The sequence below is a fragment of the Streptomyces musisoli genome (assembly GCF_016741855.1).
Taxonomy (GTDB): Bacteria; Actinomycetota; Actinomycetes; order Streptomycetales; family Streptomycetaceae; genus Streptomyces; species Streptomyces musisoli.
In genome coordinates this window covers 81,475-102,146 of the sequence record NZ_JAERRH010000003.1, presented here as the reverse complement: position 1 = coordinate 102,146, position 20,672 = coordinate 81,475, and the positions used below count along the sequence as shown (strand labels likewise).

The following is a 20,672-nucleotide window of genomic DNA, read 5'->3' as shown; positions in this document are numbered from 1 at the left end:
TACCGGCAGGGAGGCGACTGTACGACAACGGCCCCCCGCCCGGAAGGGCGAGGGGCCGGTACGGCGTCGTGCGGGCTCAGCCGCGCTGGATGCCGGAGGTGTCCTGGAGCACGCCGCGGCGGCCGTCCTGGGTCTGCGCGATCAGCGTGGCACCGCGCTGCTCGACGGCCAGGTACCAGGTGCCCGGGGCCAGTTCGGCGATCGGGGCCGACGAACCGTCCTCCGCGAACAGCGGGCGGGTCACCGGCACGGCGAACCAGAACGGGGAGAACTCCCCGGCCGCGGCGGGCTGCGCCGCCGGGGCGCCCGGCGCCGGAGTACCCGGACCGGCCGGCGGCTGCTGGCCGAAGGGCTGACCCGGCTGCGGCTGGGCGCCGTACGGCTGCTGGGGCTGGGCACCCGGGTAGCCGTAACCACCGGGCGGCTGGGCGCCGTAGGGCTGCGGGGCGGCCGGCTTGGCGGCCGGGACCAGCGGGGCCTGGAGCGCGGGCAGCAGGGGCGTGGCGATCGCGCCGGCGGCCAGCAGCAGCGCGGCGATGAGGCCCAGGATCAGACCGGAGCCGGCGCCGACGTTGAACTGGTCGAACTGGTCGAAGGCGCCCAGCGGGTCGATGATCGTCCAGAACGAGGTCCACGCGGCGAAGAGCGTCAGGGCGACGCCCACCTGGCCGAGTTCCAGGCCGGCGACCTTGCGCGGCTGCGGAAGGGCGCGAGCGACGACGATGAGGACCGCGCCGACGATGCCACCGACGTACATGCTCATTACCAGGCCCAGGTTGTCCCAGGCATTGGGGACGTCGCTGCCGTCGCTGTCGAACGTGTGGAGGAACGACGCGATGAACAGCACCACCGCTGCTCCGATCACCACGCCGTCGCCTCTAGTGAGGGAGCGGATATTCACTTCAGGTCCTTCGTAGGTCGTCTCGTCGTCGGTAGACACTACCGTCCGCAAGATCGGGCTGTCCGGCCGGTTCCGTAGGCCGGTCACGAATCGCGCAGGAAACTCACGATTCCCTCAGAGATCCCTCGCGCCGCCTGCTGCCTCCAGGCGCCGCTGGTCAGCAGTGCCGCGTCCTTGCTATCGCGCATGTTGCCGCACTCGATGAACACCTTGGGAACCGTTGACAGATTGAGACCACCCAGGTCCGTACGCGTGACCAGACCGGTACCTTCGCCCAGGTAGTTGGAGGGCGGTTCGCCCGTCTCGCGAAGGTAGTTGCCCGCCACGCGCGCCCCGAGATCGTGGGACGGACCGACGATGCCACGGGTGTCCGCCGCACCGGCGTGCACGGACCCCGGCAGGATGACGTGGAAGCCGCGGTTGCCGGCGGCGGAGCCGTCGGCGTGCAGGGAGATCGCCGCGTCCGCGTGCGCGGTGTTCCCGATCCGGGCCCGCTCGTCCACGCACGGCCCCCACGGCGGGCTGTCGCCGTCGTGGGTCAGCTTCACCGTGGCGCCCTGCCGTTCCAGGAGCGTGCGCAGCCGGTGTGCCAGATCGAGCGTGAACCGGGCTTCGGTGTAACCGTCGTTGGTGGACGTCCCGGTGGTGTCGCACTCCTTGCGGTTCGTCCCGATGTCCACCTGGCGGTTGATCTCGGCCGTGTGCCGGAAGTTGCCCGGGTTGTGGCCCGGGTCGACGACGACGACCTTCCCCTTGAGCGGGCCGAAGGAGTCCGGCCGGGCGGAGGGCGAGGCGGACACCTTGCCGTCGTCGCGCGGCGAGCCGGCCGGTGCGGAGGACACCGCGGCGGTGTGCGGGGCCGGCGCGGGGGAGGCCGTACCGTCCTCGCCGCCCGACCCGCTGCCGCCGACCGCCTCGTAGACCACCCAGCCGAGCAGCGCACCGGGCACCAGCGCGGCGAGGGCGACGGTCAGCGGGCCGCGCCGGGACCGGCGGGGCTGCGGGTCATCGAAGTCCGGGCCTGTGTACGACACGTCTGCGACTCTAACCGGGGCCTCAGATACCCGCTCCCGTTCGCCGCAGGACGCGCAGCGAGCCGGTCGCCGAGACCTCGGTGAACGCGCCGGATCCAAGGGCCCGCAGGTAGACGCGGTACGGCGCCTGGCCCGTGAACTCGTCCTCGGGGTGCGGGAAGACGTCGTGGATGACGAGCAGCCCGCCCTCGGCCACGTGCGGCGCCCAGCCCTCGTAGTCGGCGCCGGCGTGCTCGTCGGTGTGGCCGCCGTCGACGAACACGAACCCGAGCGGGGAGTTCCAGATCCTCGCGATCTGCGGGGAGCGGCCGACGACGGCGACCACGTGCTCCTCCAGCCCCGCCTTGAACAGCGTGCGGCGGAACGCCGGGAGCGTGTCCATGAGGCCGACCTCCGGGTCGACCGTCTCCGGGTCGTGGTAGTCCCAGCCGGGCTGCTGCTCCTCGCTGCCCCGGTGGTGGTCGACGGTCAGCGCGGTGACCCCGGTGGTGCGGGCGGCGTCGGCGAGCAGGACCGTGGAGCGCCCGCAGTACGTGCCGACCTCCAGCAGCGGCAGCCCCAGCCGCCCCGCCTCCACCGCCGCCGCGTACAGCGCCAGCCCCTCGTCCACGGGCATGAACCCCTTCGCCGCCTCGAACGCGGCCAGGATCTCGGGCTTGGGTGCGGCGGACATCAGGCGCCTCTCGGTCGTACGGCTGTTCCGGCGCCCATGCTGCCGCACCCCCCGCCGCGTGTGCGACGGGGGGTGCGTGCGGTGCCCCTGCCGGGGCGCGGGGCCGTCTTCGGCCGTGCGGCCCCGCCACGCGGGTGAGGCCGGCCGCGACGGGGCGGTGAGACGGCACCGGCGCGCGGATTCCCGGCAGGTGTTACGCGGTCACCGCCTCGCCGGGCAGCGACAGATCCAGGTCCACCGCCCGCTCCTCGCCGTGGTGCGTGGCGGACGAGGCCAGCGGCCCGTGGCCGGCGGCCCGCGCGGCGAGCACGTACGCCCCCCGCGCCGGGACGGCCAGCGCATACGTGCCGTCCTCGGCGGAGACGGTCGCGCCCGCCTGCCGTCCCCGGCGGTCGATCAGGGTGACCTTGGCCCGGGCGACGGGGGCGCCGTCGGCGCCGAGGACCCGGCCGCGGAAACCGCGCAGCATCTCCTCGGCCCGCTCCAGCACCGCGTCCTCCTCGCTGCTGGCCCGCAGCTGCGTGTGCTGCTGGGCCGGGCGCGGGGCCTTCGGCAGGAAGACGGCCAGCAGCAGACCGACGGCCACGGCGGCGGTGGCGATCAGGAAGGACACCCGGAAGCCGTGCATGGTCGGGATCGTGACGCCGCCCACGTCGTCCGCCGTGTTGGCCAGCACCATGCCGATGACGGCGCTCGACACCGACGTGCCGATGGAGCGCATCAGGGTGTTCAGGCCGTTGGCCGCGCCGGTCTCCGAGGCCGGGACCGCGCCGACGATCAGCGCGGGCAGCGAGGAGTAGGCGAGGCCGATGCCGGCGCCGAGGATCACGGACGTGACGATCGTCTGCCAGGCCGCGTCCATCAGGCCGAGGCCGCCGCCGTAGCCGACCGCGATGATCAGCAGGCCGATGATCAGGGTGACCTTGGGGCCGTAGCGGGCCGACAGGCGGGCGTACACCGGCGCCGTGAACATCATGGTCAGGCCCAGCGGGGCGACGCACAGGCCCGCGACGACCATCGACTGGCCGAGGCCGTACCCGGTCGCGGTGGGCAGCTGGAGCAGCTGGGGCAGGACCAGCGAGACGACGTAGAACGCCACGCCGACCATGATCGACGCGAGGTTGGTGAAGAGGACGGCCGGCCGGGCGGTGGTGCGCAGGTCGACCAGGGGCGCCTGGACGCGCAGCTCGAACAGGCCCCACAGCAGGAGTACGACGACGGACGCGGCGAACAGGCCGAGCGTGGTGCCGGAGGACCAGCCCCAGTCGCTGCCCTTGGTGATGGGCAGCAGGAGCAGCACCAGGCCGGTGGACAGGCCCAGCGCGCCGAGCACGTCGAAGGAGCCCTCGGCGCGCATCGGCGACTCGGGTACGACGAGCAGGGTGAGGAGGATGGCCAGCGCGCCGAGGCCGGCGGCGCCGTAGAACAGGGCGTGCCAGTCCGCGTGCTGGGCGACCAGGGCCGCGGCGGGCAGGGCGAGGCCGCCGCCGACGCCGATGGAGGAGCTCATCAGGGCCATGGCCGAGCCGAGCCGCTCGCGCGGCAGCATGTCCCGCATCAGGCCGATGCCCAGCGGGATCGCGCCCATGGAGAAGCCCTGGAGGGTGCGGCCCACGATCATGGTGAGCAACGCGCTGGTGAGCGCGCTGACGAGGGCGCCGGCCACCATCACGGCGAGGCTCAGGACGAGCATCCGCCGCTTCCCGTACAGGTCGCCGAGCCGGCCCATGATCGGGGTGGCCACGGCGCCGGACAGCAGGGTCGAGGTGAGGACCCAGGTGGCGTTGCTCGGCGCGGTGCCCAGCAGCTGCGGCAGGTCCTTGATGACCGGTACGAGCAGCGTCTGCATCACCGCGACGACGATGCCGGCGAAGGCGAGCACCGGCACCACCGCGCCACCCGCTCTCCGGGTGGGCTGCTCGGTCGTCGTGTCTGTCATGGAGTGAGGCCGCCTTCCGCGTGTCTTGGGTGCCGGGTAAACCTCGTATGCACAGGCAACTATTCCGTTGCTTCGAGCCTCTAATGATTTCTTGACCCATCCATGACTTACTGATGTTCCGTCAGGAGCTGGCGCGACGGTAGAACACGTTCTAGTCTGGCGCGCCATGAAGGCCTATGTCGCCGGGGTCGGGATGACCAGGTTCGAGAAGCCCGAGACCCGTGAATGGCAGTACTGGGACATGGTGCGGGAGGCGGGCGACGCGGCGCTCGCGGACGCCGGCATCGCCTACACCGACGTGGAACAGGTTCCCATCGGCTACTGCTTCCAGCCCTCCACCGCCGGCCAGCGCGCCGTCTACGAACTCGGCCTGACCGGCGTCCCCGTCTACAACGTCAACAACAACTGCGCGACCGGCGCGACCGCGCTCATGCTGGCCCGCCAGCTCGTCGAGGGCGGCGCCTGCGACTGCGTGCTGGCGCTGGGCTTCGAGAGGATGAGGAAGGGGGCGCTCGGCGCGGGGGCCGACGGCGGTGACTTCGCCGCGTCCCCGGTCGCCCGGCACTACGGCATCATGGCCGCCCGGCACGGCTTCGCGGCGGCCCCGCCGACCGCGCAGATCTTCGCCGCCGCCGCCCGCGAGCACATGGAGGAGTACGGCACGACCGAGGAGCAGCTCGCCGCGGTCGCCGCCAAGAACCACCGGCACTCCGCGCACAACCCCTACGCCCAGTTCCGGGACGTGTACGAGGTCGAGGACGTCCTCGCCGCGCGCACGGTGCACCCCCCGCTCACCAAGCTCCAGTGCTCGCCCACCTCGGACGGCGCGGCGGCGGCCGTGGTCGTCTCGGAACGGTTCGCGCAGGAGCGGTCCCTGACCGGCCTGGCCGAGCTGGCCGGACAGGCCATGGCCACGGACACCGAGGAGTCCTTCGCCTCCGGCTCCTGCGTCGACGTCGTCGGACAGCCGCTGTCCCGGGCGGCGGCCCGGCAGGCGTACGAGCGGGCCGGACTCGGCATCGAGGACGTCGACGTGATCGAGCTGCACGACTGCTTCTCCGTCAACGAACTGCTCACGTACGAGGCCCTCGGCCTGTGCGCGCCGGGGGAGTCGGGCGCCCTCGCCGAGTCCGGCGCGACGACGTACGGCGGCCGGTGGGTGGTCAACCCGTCCGGCGGTCTGATCTCCAAGGGCCATCCGCTGGGCGCGACCGGACTGGCGCAGACGGCCGAGCTGGTGTGGCAGCTGCGCGGCGAGGTGGGCGCACGGCAGGTGCCGGGGGCGCGGGTGGGCCTCGCACACAACATCGGGCTGGGCGGCGCGGCGGTGGTGACGCTGCTGCGGGCGGTGTAGAGGCGCTCCGGGAAAAAGATTCCCGAGTTCTGCCGGCCGAGGCAACGGTCCGGGCGGCCCATGGACTCCTTTTGACATCAAGGAGGTGCCCATGGGGGACGGGAAGCAGAGTCGGAACGAGGAGTTCCAGAGCTTCATGGTCGGCCGCTGGCCGCGGTTGATGCGTACGGCATTTCTCCTCACGGGGGAGCAGCACGCCGCCGAGGACCTGGTCCAGTCGACGCTCGAACAGGTCTATGTGGCCTGGCGCCGGGTCGGCGCCGCCGAAGACCCGGAGGCGTACGTACGGCGCGTGATGATCAACGCCCACGCGCGCAGACACCGGCGCAGGCTCAGGGAGTTCCTGGCGCCGAAGGACGACTCCGGCCTGGTGCGCGAGGTGGCCGACACGGGGGACCGGATCGCCCAGGCCGACGACCGCGGCGCGCTGCTCACGGCGCTCGCCCAACTGCCCGCCCGGCAGCGCGAGGCCGTCGTCCTGCGCTACTGGGAGGACCTGACGGAGACGCAGACGGCGGAGGCGATGGGCTGTTCGGTCGGCACGGTGAAGAGCAACGCGGCCAAGGGGATCGCGAAGCTGCGCGCCATACCGGGACTGGCGGAGACGGTGACGCACGGAGGGCGCAAGTGATGAACGGGGACCGGGAGAACCACGACATGACGCAGACGGACATCGCCCTCCTGCTCGCCGACGCGGCGGACGAGGTCGAGATCGGCATAGCCCCGGTCCAGGCGGTCGTCCGCGGCGGCCGGCGGCGCAAGGCGCGGCGCTGGGCGGTCGCGGCGGCCACGGCCCTGGCGCTGGCGGGCTCGACGGGTGTGACGCTGGCGTTCGCCGGGCTGCCCGGAGAACACGCGGACCGGGTGACGCCGACCGCGCCCAGGCCGCTGTCCGCCGAGGCACGGCATGTGTACGACCCGCAGCAGACGGAGCTGTCGCGGGGAGCCGAGCACGGCAAGGAGTGGAGGGTCTGGGTGCAGGTGTGGGGGGCGCCGCGGGACACGCGGGAGGCGGACCTCCAGTTCGCGGCCATGAGACGGATGGGTCTGCGGCCGGAGGTGGACAAGGCCGCCGACCTGGTCGGCAAGACGTCGTACTTCTCGATGCGGTCGTACGGCGACGACGACCTTCCCCTGATGGTCATGGACGACACCGCCAGGAGGATCGACCGTTTCTCGGGCACCGATCTCCAGGCCGTCGCCGTCAGCTTCGAGGAGGTCAGCCCCACGGCTCCCGAGCGGCTGGTGGTCGGCCATGTGGCGAAGAGCGCCCGGGAGGTCACCTGCCGGTGGAAGGACGGCAGTTCCACGGTCGCCCGGCCGGCGGGCCCCGCGCCCGCCGCCCATGACGGCACCTCACTGATCCGTCCGGTGGCCGGCTACCCGGGAGGGAACTGGTTCGTGTGCGTCGGCCCCGAGGGCGCGACCTACAAGGACGCCGAGGTGACGAAGTGACCCGTCGCGGGGGAGGCGCCGCTCACAGCCACCCCTGCTGCCGGGCCTCGCGCACCGCCTCGGCCCGGTTGCGGGTGCCGGTCTTGCCGATCGCGGAGGAGAGGTAGTTGCGGACGGTGGACTCGGACAGCCGCAGCCGGCCGGCGATGTCGGCGACGGTCGCCCCCTCGACCGAGGCGTTCAGCACCTCGCGCTCGCGGGCCGTCAGCGGATTCGGCCCGGCACTGAGCGCGGCGGCGGCCAGCGCCGGATCGACCACGGTCTCCCCGGTCAGCACGCGCCGGATCGCCTCGGCCAGCTCCTCCACGGGCCCGTCCTTGACGAGGAAGCCCGCCGCGCCGGCCTCCATGGCCCGGCGCAGATAACCGGGCCGGCCGAAGGTCGTGAGGATCAGCACCCGGCAGTCGGGTGCCCGCACACGCAGCTCGGCCGCCGCGTCCAGCCCGCTCATGCCCGGAAGTTCGATGTCCAGCAGGGCCACGTCCGGCCGGTGGACGAGCACGGCGTCCACGATGCCGTCCCCCGAACCCAGCTGGGCCACGACCTCGATGTCCCTCTCCATGCCGAGCAGCAGGGCGAGGGCGCCGCGCATCATGCCCTGGTCCTCGGCGAGCAGCACCCGGATGCACTTGGCGGGCCGGTGGTCCCGGGGCATCTCGTTCATGGGCTCAGATTACGGCGGCGCCCCCGCGGCGGCGCCCCGCAGGCACCGCACCGCTTCGGCCTTCACCAGCGGCACGTCCTGGGCGGACGACGTCAGCCGGCCGGTCGGCCCGCCCTGGGGACCGCAGCCGCTGCCGGGGTCAACTCGTCGGCACGGACGGGAAGGTCGGCGGTGACCGTGAAGCCGCCGCGCGGCGCCGGGCCGGCCGTGAGGGAGCCGCCCGCCGCCGCGAGGCGCTCGGTCAGCCCCTTCAGTCCCGTACCGCCGATGCCCTCACGGGCGCCCGCCGCGGCGCTCACGCCCGTGCCCGGGTCGGTGCGGGCGCCCGTATCGGTGCCGGTGCCCGTACCGGTGTCCGTATCGATGCCGGTGCCGGTGCCCGTATCGGTGCCCGTACCGGTGCCGGTGCTCGTGTCGGCGCCGGTGTTCGTGGCCGGCCCCGTGCCGTTGTCCGTCACCGTCAGCCGGACCCGCTCGGCCGTGCTCTCCACCGCGATCTCGCAGCGGCTCGCGCGGCTGTGCCGCACCACGTTGGTGACCGCCTCGCGCACCACCCAGCCGAGCAGCGCCTCGGTCTGCGGGTCGAGCGGCGTCCCGGACTGGCTGAACACCGGCTCCACGCTCGCCGCGGACAGCGCCGACCGGGCCCGGGTCAGCTCGGTGGCCAGGCTGCCCTCGCGGTAGCCGGTCACCGCCTCGCGGATCTCGGTGAGCGCCTGCCGGCCCACCGACTCGATGTCCGTGATCTGCGCCAGCGCCGCGTCCATGTTCCGCGGGGCCAGCCGCCGGGCCGCCTCCGACTTCACCACGATCACCGACAGCGTGTGCCCGAGCAGGTCGTGCAGATCGCGGGAGAACCGCAGCCGCTCCTTCTCCACCGCGCGCCGGGCCAGCTCCTCACGGGCGGCGCGCAGTTCCCGCACGGCCTCGGACAGCCCGAGGATCGCGGCGGTCACCATGCTGGAGAGGAAGGTGGCGTACCCGATGCCGGTGGCGTCGTCCCAGCCGCCACGGACGTAGGCGATGGCACCGGCGTACAGCGCGAGGAGCAGACCCGTGCGTCCCAGCCCCCGGCCGCGCAGGGCGGCGCCGGTCGCCAGCCCCAGCAGCGGGAAGAACGTCAGCCAGTCACCGCCGTAGCCGAGGGCCAGGCCGGTGGTCAGCAGGCCCATCAGGCCGAGCGCCACCCGGGTGGACACCGACTCGCGCTTGACCCGGTCGAAGGAGCGGAAGGTGACGTAGATGTAGAGGGAGTTGAAGGTCGGAAGGCCCAGGCCGCCGATCCACGGGTTCGGGGTCTCGCCCTGGAGCAGGTTGGAGAAGGCTCCCAGTCCCAGCAGCAGCCAGGGCAGCAGGGCGAAGCCGGTCGGGGGCGGACCCGGATGGTCGGTGTCCGGGAACTCGCGCTTCTTACCGGCGGCCCGCCGCGCGGCCTTGGAACGCTCGTACTCCGCCTTCCACTCGTCCCGCGCCGCCTTCCACTCGCTCCGCGCCGACTGCCAGGTCCGCACCCGGCGCCGCACGTTCCGCCGCCACGTCATCTCTTCCGTCTCCCCCGATCAGCCGGCCCCCGCCCTCGGCGGTACGCCGGCACAGCGTACGGACCGACCCTACGGAGCCGGACCGCGCTCCGGCAGATGCGTATGTACGGACTCGGGCAGTACAAATGTCACGGGTGCCGCCGAGTGCTGACGCAGTGTCAGGAGCCTTCACAACTGCGGAGTGCTGGGCTATACAGAGGGCGCCGGACTGGAACGCGTTCTAGATCGGCCCGCAGCGACCCCGGTGCGGCCGACGGTGCGGACGTCCGCGCCGGGGTCTTTCACCGTCACTGTCTCAGGAGTCCCATGCCCATCGACGCAGCGAAGGCCCTCGCGGCCGAACCCCGGACCGGCGAGATCACCTGGGACCACAAGGACGTGCTGCTCTACCACCTCGGCATCGGCGCCGGCCGGCCCGCCACCGACCCCGACGAGCTGCGCTACACCCTGGAGTCCCGGCTGCACGTCCTGCCGAGCTTCGCCACCGTCGCGGGCAACGGCTCGCCGGGAGTGATCAGCGGGCTGTCCATGCCGGGTGTCGAGGTCGACCTGGCCCGCGTCCTGCACGGCGGGCAGACCCTCGGCATCCACCGCCCGATCCCGGCGCGGGGCACCGCCACCGCCACCGGCCGGATCGCCGCCGTCCACGACAAGGGCAAGGCGGCCGTCCTGGTCATGCGCACCGAGGTCGCCGACGCCGACGGCCCGCTGTGGACCAACGACGCCCAGATCTTCGTACGCGGGGAGGGCGGCTGGGGCGGCGACCGCGGCCCCTCGGTCCGCCGGGAACCGCCCGCCGGCGACCCCGACCGGACCGTCGAGCACCCGGTCCGCGAGGACCAGGCCCTGCTCTACCGCCTCTCCGGCGACTGGAACCCGCTGCACGCCGACCCCGACTTCGCCAAGCGCGCCGGCTTCGAACGGCCCATCCTGCACGGGCTGTGCACCTACGGCATCACGCTCAAGGCGGTCGTCGACACGCTCCTCGACGGCGACGCGACCCGGGTGCGCGGCTACAGCACCCGGTTCGCCGGGGTCGTGTTCCCGGGCGAGACCCTGCGCATCCGCATGTGGCGGGAGGACGGCCGGGTGCGGGTCACGGTGGGCGCCGTGGACCGGGACGACGCACCGGTGCTCGCCGACACCGTCGTCCAGCACTCCTGACGGCCGACGACGCTCCGGTGCTCGCCGACACCGTCGCCCAGCACTCCTGACAGCAGCCGGAAACAGTCTCCGAGGGGAGCCGCACCATGCGCGCAGCCGTACTGCACGAGATCGGCCAGGAAAAGCTGGAGGTCCTCGACGACGTCGAGGCGGTGGGCTTCGGCCCCGGCAAGGTCAGGGTCCGGGTGCGCGCGACCGGGCTGTGCCACTCGGACCTGTCCGCGATGAGCGGGGTGCTGCCCCAGCCGGCCCCCTTCGTGCCCGGCCACGAGGGAGCCGGCGAGGTCCTGGAGGCGGGGGACGGAGTACGGCACCTGAAGCCCGGCGACCGGGTCGTCCTGTGCTGGCTGCCGGCCTGCGGGAGCTGCCCGGCCTGCAAACGCGGGCAGACCCAGCTCTGTCTGGCCGGTTTCATGAACGCGGGCACCCCCAACTTCCGCCGCCCCGGCGGCGACCTCTTCGGCTTCGCGGGCACCGGCACCTTCGCCGAGGAGGTCGTGGTCGACGCCGGCTGCGCCGTGCCGATCCCTCAGGACGTGCCCTACGACATCGCCGCGCTGATCGGCTGCGGGGTGACCACCGGCCTCGGTGCCGCCCTCAACACCGCCGATGTGGCGGCCGGTTCGTCGGTCGCCGTCATCGGCTGCGGGGGCGTCGGCATCTCGGCCGTCCAAGGGGCCCGGCTGAAGGGCGCCGCCGAGATCGTGGCCGTGGACCCGGTCGCCTCCCGGCGCGAGGCCGCGCTGCAGTTCGGCGCCACCAGGGCGGTGTCCCCGGAGGAACTGGCCGGCGCCAGGCAGGAGGTCACCGGCGGCGAGGGCTTCGACTACGTCTTCGAGGTCGTCGGCAGGTCCGCCACCGCACGCACCGCCTACGAGAACACCCGGCGCGGCGGCACCCTGGTCGTGGTCGGCGCCGGCGCCATGGACGACTTCCTCCAGCTCAACATGTTCGAGCTGTTCTTCGACGAGAAGCGGATCCTGCCGTCCCTGTACGGCGGCGGCGACGTGCTGCGCTCCTACGAGCGCGCGATCGCCCTGTGGCGGGCCGGCCGGATCGACCTGGCCGGCCTGATCACCCACCGGGTGCCGCTCGCGGAGATCAACGAGGCGCTGGACCAGATGCGCACCGGGACCGCCCTGCGTACCTGCATCGAGATCTGAGCGAGCGGAGGACCCCGTCATGACACTGCCACTCGAGGGACTCTCCGCGGTCGTCACCGGCGCCGGACGCGGGCTCGGCCGGGCCGAGGCCATGGAGCTGGCCCGGCTCGGCGCGGCCGTCGTCGTCAACGACTACGGGCAGCCCGGGCGGGACGGCTCCGGTGCCGCGTCCGCGGGGCCCGCCGAGCTGGTCGCGGAGGAGATCCGCGCGGCCGGCGGCAAGGCCCTCGCGCACTCCGGGGACATCGCCGACTTCGCGCGGGCCGGTGAACTGGTCCGGCTGGCCGTCACCGAGTTCGGAAAGCTGGACATCCTCGTCAACAACGCCGGCATCCTGCGCGACCGCATGGTGTTCTCCATGGCGGAGGACGAGTGGGACTCGGTCATCCGCGTCCATCTCAAGGGGCACTTCAACACCACCCGCTTCGCCGCGGCGCACTGGCGGGAACGGTCCAAGGCGGCCGGGGCGGCGGTGTACGGGCGGATCGTGAACACCTCCTCGGAGGCGTTCCTGGCCGGGTCCGCGGGCCAGCCCAACTACGCGGCGGCGAAAGGCGGGATCGTCGGCCTGACCACCTCCACCGCCCTCGCCCTCGCCAAGTACGGTGTCACCGCCAACGCCATCTGCCCGCGCGCCCGGACCCGGATGACCGAGGACGTCTTCGCGGGCTTCGAGCGGCCGGACGAGGGGCTGGACCCGCTCGCCCCCGAGCATGTCGCCCCGCTCGTCGGCTATCTGGCTTCGCCGGCCGCGGCGAAGGTCAACGGCCAGCTGCTCGTCGTCCACGGCGGCATGGTCGCGATCGTCGAACGGCCGCGCGTGCGCGCCACGTTCGACAGCAAGCAGGACACCTTCACGTACGACGAACTCGACGCCCTGCTCACCCCGCACTACGACGGCCGGCCGCCGGGGGAGACCTTCGCGGCGGCGGAGGTGCTGGGACTCAGGCGGGCGTGAACCACCGGCACGGAGAACAGCCGGCAGGCGGAGAAGAGAGCCGACAGGCAAAAAAGGGGGGCGCCCGTCGGGCGCCCCCTCTTCCGCACTGCCGTCAGGCGGCAGCCTCGGCCGTCTCCTGGGCCGGCTTGCGGTGCCGGCCGTGCGGAGCCGTCTCGCTCTCCTGGGCCGCGATCGGGCCCCGGTGCCGGCCGTGGCCGGCGGTCTCGTAAGAGTCGGCAGACAGCTGTTCAGTGGTGCTGGTGTCGCTCATCGGACGTTTTCACCCCGTCAACATGATCTTTCGTACAGCCGGGCGAGTGTAACCGGCGCACCACGGGCCGAATCCAGGCGCACACGCCGACCGGCACTACTTCGTTACAAGACGTCCCAGAGGGGCCTGTTGCAAGGGCACCGGACGGTTCACGACCGGCACCGGAGGCTCCGAATCCACCACCGGAAGCTCTGCTTCCGCCGCCGGCCGGACCGCTTCCGCCGCCGGCCGGACCGCTTCCGCCGCCGGCCGGACCGCTTCCGCCGCCGGCCGGCCCGGCTCCGGCGCCCCGGTCCGCGACGCCGCCAGGTCCGCCACACCGCACGGGGTCGCCTCCGTCGCGTACGGCAACCGCAGCACCCCGCCCTCCGTCCACAGCCCGGCCCCCGCCAGCCACCCCTCGGGCGCCGGGAGGTGCCGCACCCGCCGCTCGGCCGGCCGCCAGGTGCCCACCCAGGTGCCGAACGCCCCGTCCATGCGCAGCCCCACCGCGCACTGCTCCGGCGTCAGCACCTGCCCCGGCTGGATCGCGAACGGCGCCACCGCGCACTCCGGCAGCCGCAGGCACTCCGGGAACCGCACCGGCAGGGTGCTGCCGAGCACCCCCCAGCCCAACCGTTCCTGCCCGGGGGAGGGCGCGTCGGACGAGATCAGCAGCAGTCCGCTGTCGGGGTCGGCGAGCAGCAGCCGGTCGTCGCTGCCCTCCGTGATCTGAAGCAGCGGCGAGACCTCGCCGCCGCGCTCCAGGTCCACCACGACCGTCTTGGTGCGCCCGTCCAGCTCCCGGTCGAGCGCGAGCAGCCGTCCGCCGCGGTCCAGCCAGACCCCGCCCGAGCAGCGCCCCGGCACCTCGGCGAGCCGCTGCGGGCCGAACGCCCCGCCCGCCACCAGCCACACCGCACCGGATCGCGGTCCGACGGCGAGGGCGTACGCCCGCACGCCCCCGGGCGCCGGCGGCAGGAGGACGAGCCGGGTGCCGGGCTCGGGGCACTCCACCGCGCCCAGCGGCAGCTCACCGGTGCCGGGCCCGGTCGGGTACAGCAGCGAGAAGACGTGCCGGCCGGCCACCCGCCGGTGGATCAGCACCCGGCCGTCGCCCATCGGCTGGAGTCCGGTGCCGGGCTCCTCGGGCTGGTCGCCGCGCAGCGGCACCGCGTACGGCTCCGGTCCGTCCAGGGTCCAGCGCTCCGGGAACCAGGAGTCACCGTCCAGCGCGAGCCGGGCGGCGTACGCGCCGTCCGCCGTGATGGCGCACCCCGCCCCGCCCTCCACCGCACCGGTCGACGGGGGTTCGATCGCACAGGCCGTCATCGTTCGGTCACCTCCGGCGACGAAGCTAGTTTTCGTACGCACAGGCGTGGGATCCGCCGACGGCCGCTTCACACATACGGGTGGCGCAGAAGCGATTCACCTGAGGAAACCGGGGCGTGTGTGCTGAGCGGGGGCGAAGCGGACGCATGCGGTACAGCCCCGCCGAACAGCCAGGTAGCCTTGCTCCGTGCCCCGTCTGTCTGAAGTCATCGCCGCTCTGGAGAACCTGTGGCCCGCCGAGCGGGCCGAGTCCTGGGACGCGGTCGGCACGGTCGTGGGCGATCCCGACCAGGAGATCACCCGGGTCCTGTTCGCCGTCGACCCCGTCCAGGAGATCGTCGACGAGGCGGTGAAGCTCGGCGCCGATCTGCTCGTCACCCACCACCCGCTCTACCTGCGCGGTACGACCACGGTCGCGGCCACGCACTTCAAGGGCCGGGTCGTGCACACGCTGATCAAGAACGACATCGCGCTGCACGTCGCCCACACCAACGCCGACACCGCCGATCCGGGAGTCTCCGACGCCCTCGCCGGCGCGCTGGACCTGCGGGTCGTACGACCGCTCGTGCCGGATCCCACCGACCCGCACGGGTGCCGGGGCCTCGGCCGCGTCTGCGAACTCGACCATCCGCTCACCGTCCGCGAACTGGCCGCCCGCGCCGCCGAGCGGCTGCCCGCCACCGCGCAGGGCATCCGGGTGGCCGGCGACCCCGAGGCCGTCGTCCGTACGGTCGCCGTCAGCGGCGGCTCCGGCGACAGCCTCTTCGACCAGGTCCGCGCGGCCGGCGTCGACGCCTTCCTCACCGCGGACCTGCGCCACCACCCCGCCTCCGAGGCGGTGGCCCACAGCCCCCTCGCGCTGCTCGACGCGGCGCACTGGGCCACCGAGTGGCCCTGGTGCGAGCTGGCCGCGAGCCAGCTCGACGAGATCTCCGACCGTCACGGCTGGGACCTGCGCGTCCACGTCTCCAAGACGGTCACCGACCCCTGGACCGCCCACGCGGCGTCCACCACCTCTAGCTGAACCTGGGAGCCCCCAACTGAACGCCGCGCCCGCCGACCAGATCCGTCTCCTCGACGTCCAGGCCCTCGACGTCCGCCTCCAGCAGCTCGCGCACAAGCGGAAGTCCCTGCCCGAGCACGCCGAGATCGAGTCGCTGACGAAGGACCTCACGCAGCTGCGCGACCTGCTGGTGGCCGCGCAGACCGAGGAGAGCGACTGCGCCCGCGAGCAGACCAAGGCCGAGCAGGACGTCGACCAGGTGCGCCAGCGCGCCGTCCGCGACCAGCAGCGCCTGGACTCCGGCGCGGTCACCTCGCCGAAGGACCTGTCCAACCTCCAGCACGAGATCGCCTCCCTCGCCAAGCGGCAGGGCGACCTGGAGGACGTGGTGCTGGAGGTCATGGAGCGCCGCGAGAGCGCGCAGGAGCGGGTCAACGAGCTGACCGAGCGGGTCGGCTCGGTGCAGTCGAAGATCGACGACGCCACCGGGCGCCGGGACGCGGCCTTCGGGGAGATCGACGCCGAGGCCGCGTCGGTGACGAAGGAGCGCGAGGTCGTCGCCGCCTCCGTCCCCGCGGACCTCCTGAAGCTCTACGACAAGCTGCGTACGCAGCAGGGCGGCATCGGAGCGGCCAAGCTCTACGCCCGCACCTGCCAGGGCTGCCGGCAGGAGCTGGCCATCACCGAGACGAGCGAGATCCGCTCGGCGGCGCCGGACACGGTGGTCCGCTGTGAGAACTGCGGCCGCATCCTGGTGCGTACGGCGGAATCGGGTCTGTAAGGGGCTTCAGGGGTGAGGGAGTTCATCGTCGAGGCCGACGGCGGGTCACGGGGCAACCCCGGGCCCGCCGGTTACGGGGCCGTGGTCAGCGACGCCGTGACGGGGGAGACCCTGGCGGAGGCGGCGGAGTACATCGGGATCGCCACGAACAACGTCGCCGAGTACCGCGGCCTCCTGGCCGGCCTGCGCGCCGCCCACGCCCTCGACCCGGCCGCGTCGGTCCACGTCCGTATGGACTCCAAGCTCGTCGTCGAGCAGATGTCGGGCCGCTGGAAGATCAAGCACCCCGACATGAAGCCCCTGGCGACCGAGGCGAGGTCCGTCTTCCCGCCGGACCGGGTCGGCTACGAGTGGATCCCCCGGGACCGCAACAAGCACGCCGACCGCCTGGCCAACGAGGCGATGGACGCGGGGGCGAAGGGGCAGCAGTGGTCCCCGTCCCACTCCCGTGCCGCGCTGGACACCCCGCCGGCCGTCCCGGAGCCCTCGGGCCCCCCGGGCGACGCGGCGGCGGGCGCGGCGAGAGCACGAGCGGCCCTGGCGGAAGCCGCAGCCCCGGCCGAGGGCGCCGGCGAAGCCCCAGCCGCGGGCAGTCGTGCCGCTGGGGCGGCACGGGTGGGCGCGGCGGCACCCCCCGGCGGGCAGCGCCCTTCGCCCCCCGGCGACCGGCACCCGACGGCTCCCGGCGACCGGCATCCCACGGCTCCCGGCGACCGGCATCCCACGGCTCCCGGCGACCGGCATCCCACGGCTCCCGGCGACCGGCACCCCACGGCTCCCGGCGGTCCGCGTCCCGAGGGCGCCCGGCAACCGTCGACCCCCGGCTGGAGCGCCGCCCCCGACCTCGGCGCCCCCGCCACCCTCGTCCTCCTCCGCCACGGCGAAACCCCGCTCACTCCCCAGAAGCGCTTCTCCGGCAGCGGCGGCACGGACCCCTCCCTCTCGGACGCCGGCCGCGAGCAGGCCCGGCGCGTCGCGGAGGCCCTGGCCAGGCGCGGCACCGTCCAGGCGATCGTCGCCTCACCGCTCGCCCGCACCCGCGAGACCGCCGGCATCGTCGCCGCCCGCCTGGGCCTGGACGTCGCGATCGAGGACGGCCTGCGCGAGACGGACTTCGGCGCCTGGGAGGGCCTGACCTTCGGCGAGGTCCGCGAACGCCACCCGGAGGACCTGAACGCCTGGCTCGCCGACCCTGGGGCCCACCCCACCGGCGGCGGCGAGAGCTTCGCGGAGACCGCCGTCCGGATCGAGGCCACCCGGGAGAAGCTGGTCGCGGCCTACGCGGGCCGTACAGTCCTGCTGGTCACCCACGTCACCCCGATCAAGACCTTCGTCCGGCTCGCCCTCGGCGCCCCGGACCAGGCGCTGTTCCGCATGGAACTCTCCGCCGCGTCCCTGTCGGCGGTGGCGTACTACGCGGACGGCAACGCGAGCGTACGGCTGTTCAACGACACGTCCCACCTGCGTCCCTGACAGGGGCCCCCAGCCCGGCCGCGGCCCGCGCCAGCTCCTCGACCCGGTCCCAGTCCCCGGCGGCGACCGCGTCCGCCGGCACCATCCAGCTGCCGCCGACGCAGCCGACATTGGGCAGGGCCAGATACTCCGGCGCGGTACCGGGGCCGATCCCGCCGGTCGGACAGAAGCGGGCCTGCGGCAACGGCCCGGCCAGCGACCTCAGGTACGGCGTACCGCCCGCGGCCTGCGCCGGGAAGAACTTCATCTCCCGCACCCCGCGCTCCAGCAGTGTGACGACCTCCGAGGTGGTCGACACCCCGGGCAGGAACGGCATCCCGGACCCGCGCATCGCCTCCAGCAGCGCCTCGGTCCAGCCGGGGCTGACCAGGAACCGCGCCCCCGCCGCCTCGCACGCGTCCACCTGCCCGGGGCTGATCACCGTCCCCGCCCCGACCACGGCCCCGGGGACCCCGGCGCTGATCGCCCGGATCGCGTCCAGGGCGGCCGGGGTCCGCAGGGTCACCTCGATCGCGGGCAGCCCGCCCGCCACCAGTGCCCGCGCGAGCGGCACGGCGTCGGCGGCGTCGGCCAGCACCACCACGGGCAGGACGGGCGCGAGATCCAGTACGGAGGCAGCGGAGGGGGAGGGCGCCGGCGAGGTCATGTCCTCATCGTGCCCAGCGACTGCAACACACGCAATGAACGTTGCGCATGTTGCAATGCGCGGGTGGGTGTCAGTGGATCTCGTCCACCAGCACGTCCAGCGACCAGGCCTTGCCCGCCCTGCCCGGCGCCTCCGCCTCCACGACGTACCCCAGTTCCCGCAGCACCTCCACCAGCCCGGCGGGGTCCTTCGGCGCGGCATCGGCGGTCAGCAGGCCGCGGACGATCCGGCCCTTCGTCGCCTTGTTGAAGTGGCTGACGACCTTCCGCGTCGGCGCGTGCAGCACCCGTACGGTCGCCGTCCGTCCCGCGACCTCGCCCTTGGGCCGCCAGGCCGCCGCGTAGGCGGAGGACCGCAGATCCAGCACCAGGCCGTCCCCGGCCGCCGCGGGCAGCACCTCCGCCATCGGCGTCCGCCAGTGTCCGGCCAGCGCGCCGAGCCCCGGCAGCTTCACCCCCATCGAGCAGCGGTAGGAGGGGATCCGGTCCGTGACCCGCACGGCGCCCCACAGGCCCGAGAAGACCAGCAGCGAGTCCGCCGCGCGCTTCCTCGCGGCCGCGTCCAGCGTGGCCAGGCCGAGGGCGTCGTAGAGGACACCGGTGTAGATCTCCCCGGCGGGGCGGGTGCCGGCCGTGCGCAGCCCGGCGTTCTTCGCGACCTCGCCGCGCAGCCCCTCGCTCAGTCCGAGCACCTCGCGGGCCTTCTCCTCGTCGCCGGAGCACAGCTCGACCAGTTCCCCGAGCACGGCCTCCCGCGCGGCGGTGAGCCCCGGCAGGGACAGCGACTCCGGCTCCAGCGGGGCGCCCTCGCCCGGGTTCGCCTTTCCTTCGGAGGGCGGCAGCAGGACCAGCAACACGTACTCCTTACATAGACCTCCGCGCCAGGGTACGGCGTGCCGCCCACCCGCCCCGGCCCCACGCCCGCCGCACGCCCCACCGCAAGATCCACGCCCCCGGCCCCGCCCCTGGGCCCCTCCTCACCGGGGGTGAGGGCCGGGATCCACCGGGGAGTGTGGGGCCGGGGCCCGCCGGGGCCCGCCGGGACCCACCGGGGGTGAGGGCCGGGGCCCACCGGGGGTGAGGGCCGGGGCCACCGGGAGTGAGGGCCGGACTTACCCGGGAGTGAGGGCCCGGACGAGGGAGCCGGAGTCGTCGGCGTAGAGCCGGACCACGCTCACCCGCCTGCGGCGGCCGAGCACGCTCGTGTGGACGACGGGCTCGGCGAGTTCGAGCGTCACCGTGGTCTGGGAGCCGACGGCGAGGTCGAGCGCGTCCGCCTCCGTCCCGTGCGTGCTCCGGGTCTCCCGGCGTACGGCGGTGATCGCGGTCAGCGGGATCCGCAGATCCACGTGGGCGCCGTACCGCACCCGCAGCGCGTCCGTGGTCAGCACGTGCGGGCGGACCGTGCAGGCCGCGTGCAGTCCGAGCACGAACAGCACGGTGTAGACGTCCAGCACCAGCAGCACGTCGTGCGCCACGGGCATGTCGCGCAGCATGAAGGACACACCGACCGTCTCGACCACGCACACGAAGGCCAGCCCCAGCATGGTCGCGCCCTGTCCGCGTGCGTATCCGAACGCCTGCCCGGCGGCGGCACCCTCGGTGCGCCGGGCCAGCCACAGCGCCAGGCTGGCGAAGAGCCGCAGCTCGTGCCGGGCCAGTCGGGACACCGTCGTCATCGTTCCTCCCCCGTGAGGATCTCCAGCGTACGGCGTATCGCCTGCGCCTGGGCGGCCCCGAAGTCGGCGTACAGGGCGCGCAGGAAGGCCTGTTGCTGCTCCGGCCGGCCGTCCGTGAGGAGGCCGGCCGGGACGCAGCCGGCCAGCGTGCGCGCCGCCTGTTCCACGCGCGGGTCGTCCGGGGCGGCGTCCGCCAGCGCGTCGAGGAGCGCGTACGCCTCGCGGGCCCGCGCCACCGCGTCCGGGGCGTCCAGGGCGCCGCGCAGCGCGGACAGCAGCCGCTCCCGCTCCCGCGGCGGCGCCCCGGTGTCGATCAGGGCGAGGATCTCCCGGTCCTTGGCGGCCATGGGGGAGTCGTCCGCGGGCAACGCGGCCAGCAGCTCCGCCAGTTCGGGCGACACGGGTCCGCCGGCGGGCAGCTCGCCGGCGTCCGGGAGCGCCCGCAGCCGCTGCCGGCGTTCCCGGATCGCCGCCTCCTGCCGGGCGAGGTCCTCGTCGAGTTCGCTGAGCACTTCGGCGAGGTCCCTGCCGGCGTCGTCGGCGAGCACGTCAGCGTGGCGCTGCCGGAGGCCGAAGATCCGGGCCGCCATCGCGCGGGCCTTGACGGCTAACAGTGTTAGCCGTACGGTCTGGCTAACAGCGTTAGCCATCTGTCCGTGCCGTACCCCTCCGGAGGCAGCC

At 73.7% G+C, this 20,672-nt stretch carries 21 protein-coding genes; 9 read left to right on the top strand and 12 right to left on the bottom strand.

Features of this window, described 5'->3' with window-relative positions:
• Positions 1-76: 76 nt before the first annotated feature.
• From JK361_RS08675 to JK361_RS08660, 4 genes are all read right to left on the bottom strand, one after another.
• On the bottom strand, positions 77-901 hold the full coding sequence (locus JK361_RS08675; RefSeq protein ID WP_201815132.1) for a hypothetical protein: 825 nt from the start codon (positions 899-901) through the stop codon (positions 77-79).
• An 83-nt stretch (positions 902-984) separates the two neighbouring features.
• Positions 985-1,935, bottom strand: coding sequence for an N-acetylmuramoyl-L-alanine amidase (locus JK361_RS08670; protein ID WP_201815131.1), 951 nt, complete (start codon positions 1,933-1,935; stop codon positions 985-987).
• Positions 1,936-1,957: 22 nt separating this feature from the next.
• A complete protein-coding gene (locus tag JK361_RS08665) occupies positions 1,958-2,608 on the bottom strand; it encodes a class I SAM-dependent methyltransferase (RefSeq protein WP_201815130.1) in 651 nt (216 codons plus the stop codon).
• Between the two features lie 193 nt (positions 2,609-2,801).
• A complete protein-coding gene (locus JK361_RS08660) occupies positions 2,802-4,547 on the bottom strand; it encodes an MFS transporter (RefSeq protein ID WP_201815129.1) in 1,746 nt (581 codons plus the stop codon).
• Between the two features lie 166 nt (positions 4,548-4,713).
• Between JK361_RS08660 and JK361_RS08655 the strand changes: the two genes are divergently transcribed.
• The 3 genes from JK361_RS08655 to JK361_RS08645 all read left to right on the top strand — a co-directional run bounded on the left by JK361_RS08655 (position 4,714) and on the right by JK361_RS08645 (position 7,356).
• On the top strand, positions 4,714-5,901 hold the full coding sequence (locus JK361_RS08655) for a thiolase C-terminal domain-containing protein (protein ID WP_201815128.1): 1,188 nt from the start codon (positions 4,714-4,716) through the stop codon (positions 5,899-5,901).
• A gap of 91 nt (positions 5,902-5,992) precedes the next feature.
• Positions 5,993-6,532 (top strand): SigE family RNA polymerase sigma factor, encoded by a 540-nt coding sequence (locus tag JK361_RS08650; RefSeq protein WP_201815127.1) that lies wholly within the window; start codon positions 5,993-5,995, stop codon positions 6,530-6,532.
• A gap of 26 nt (positions 6,533-6,558) precedes the next feature.
• Positions 6,559-7,356 carry a hypothetical protein gene (locus tag JK361_RS08645; RefSeq protein WP_236052705.1) on the top strand — a complete coding sequence of 266 codons (798 nt, stop codon included), beginning with the start codon at positions 6,559-6,561 and terminating at the stop codon, positions 7,354-7,356.
• Positions 7,357-7,378: 22 nt separating this feature from the next.
• Here the strand turns inward: JK361_RS08645 and JK361_RS08640 are convergent, their stop codons facing one another.
• Complete coding sequence (locus JK361_RS08640) at positions 7,379-8,020, bottom strand: response regulator transcription factor (protein ID WP_201815125.1); 642 nt, start codon at positions 8,018-8,020, stop codon at positions 7,379-7,381.
• A gap of 92 nt (positions 8,021-8,112) precedes the next feature.
• The gene (locus JK361_RS08635) at positions 8,113-9,561 is read right to left on the bottom strand and encodes a sensor histidine kinase (protein WP_201815124.1); all 1,449 of its coding nucleotides are present in this window, start codon (positions 9,559-9,561) and stop codon (positions 8,113-8,115) included.
• 306 nt (positions 9,562-9,867) lie between these two features.
• Here JK361_RS08635 and chsH3 point away from each other — a divergent pair, with 306 nt between their 5' ends.
• From chsH3 to JK361_RS08620, 3 genes are all read left to right on the top strand, one after another.
• Positions 9,868-10,725, top strand: coding sequence for an enoyl-CoA hydratase ChsH3 (gene chsH3, locus JK361_RS08630; RefSeq protein WP_201815123.1), 858 nt, complete (start codon positions 9,868-9,870; stop codon positions 10,723-10,725).
• Positions 10,726-10,811: 86 nt separating this feature from the next.
• On the top strand, positions 10,812-11,888 hold the full coding sequence (locus JK361_RS08625) for a Zn-dependent alcohol dehydrogenase (RefSeq protein ID WP_201815122.1): 1,077 nt from the start codon (positions 10,812-10,814) through the stop codon (positions 11,886-11,888).
• 19 nt (positions 11,889-11,907) lie between these two features.
• A complete protein-coding gene (locus JK361_RS08620) occupies positions 11,908-12,846 on the top strand; it encodes a 3-oxoacyl-ACP reductase (protein ID WP_201815121.1) in 939 nt (312 codons plus the stop codon).
• 94 nt (positions 12,847-12,940) lie between these two features.
• Here the strand turns inward: JK361_RS08620 and JK361_RS08615 are convergent, their stop codons facing one another.
• Together JK361_RS08615 and JK361_RS08610 are read right to left on the bottom strand one after the other, a co-directional pair.
• Positions 12,941-13,099 (bottom strand): hypothetical protein, encoded by a 159-nt coding sequence (locus JK361_RS08615; protein WP_201815120.1) that lies wholly within the window; start codon positions 13,097-13,099, stop codon positions 12,941-12,943.
• Positions 13,100-13,195: 96 nt separating this feature from the next.
• Positions 13,196-14,410: a hypothetical protein gene (locus tag JK361_RS08610; protein ID WP_201815119.1), complete on the bottom strand. Its 1,215-nt coding sequence runs from the start codon at positions 14,408-14,410 to the stop codon at positions 13,196-13,198.
• A 187-nt stretch (positions 14,411-14,597) separates the two neighbouring features.
• Between JK361_RS08610 and JK361_RS08605 the strand changes: the two genes are divergently transcribed.
• The 3 genes from JK361_RS08605 to JK361_RS08595 are packed head-to-tail and all read left to right on the top strand — an operon-like array spanning position 14,598 to position 17,667.
• Positions 14,598-15,434, top strand: coding sequence for a Nif3-like dinuclear metal center hexameric protein (locus JK361_RS08605; protein WP_201815118.1), 837 nt, complete (start codon positions 14,598-14,600; stop codon positions 15,432-15,434).
• Between the two features lie 16 nt (positions 15,435-15,450).
• Positions 15,451-16,194 carry a zinc ribbon domain-containing protein gene (locus JK361_RS42355; protein WP_201815974.1) on the top strand — a complete coding sequence of 248 codons (744 nt, stop codon included), beginning with the start codon at positions 15,451-15,453 and terminating at the stop codon, positions 16,192-16,194.
• A gap of 12 nt (positions 16,195-16,206) precedes the next feature.
• Complete coding sequence (locus JK361_RS08595; RefSeq protein WP_201815117.1) at positions 16,207-17,667, top strand: bifunctional RNase H/acid phosphatase; 1,461 nt, start codon at positions 16,207-16,209, stop codon at positions 17,665-17,667.
• Here the strand turns inward: JK361_RS08595 and eda are convergent.
• The 4 genes from eda to JK361_RS08575 form a co-directional block, all read right to left on the bottom strand.
• Positions 17,639-18,313 carry a bifunctional 4-hydroxy-2-oxoglutarate aldolase/2-dehydro-3-deoxy-phosphogluconate aldolase gene (gene eda / locus JK361_RS08590; RefSeq protein WP_201815116.1) on the bottom strand — a complete coding sequence of 225 codons (675 nt, stop codon included), beginning with the start codon at positions 18,311-18,313 and terminating at the stop codon, positions 17,639-17,641. The genes JK361_RS08595 and eda overlap by 29 nt on opposite strands.
• Positions 18,314-18,383: 70 nt before the next feature.
• Positions 18,384-19,166 (bottom strand): peroxide stress protein YaaA, encoded by a 783-nt coding sequence (gene yaaA, locus JK361_RS08585; protein WP_201815115.1) that lies wholly within the window; start codon positions 19,164-19,166, stop codon positions 18,384-18,386.
• A gap of 258 nt (positions 19,167-19,424) precedes the next feature.
• Positions 19,425-19,991, bottom strand: a complete 567-nt coding sequence (locus tag JK361_RS08580; protein WP_201815114.1) for a hypothetical protein — start codon at positions 19,989-19,991, stop codon at positions 19,425-19,427.
• Entirely contained in the window at positions 19,988-20,641 is a 654-nt protein-coding gene (locus JK361_RS08575) for a MerR family transcriptional regulator (protein ID WP_201815113.1), read from the bottom strand. The genes JK361_RS08580 and JK361_RS08575 overlap by 4 nt, the downstream gene beginning before the upstream one ends.
• Positions 20,642-20,672 lie beyond the last annotated feature (31 nt).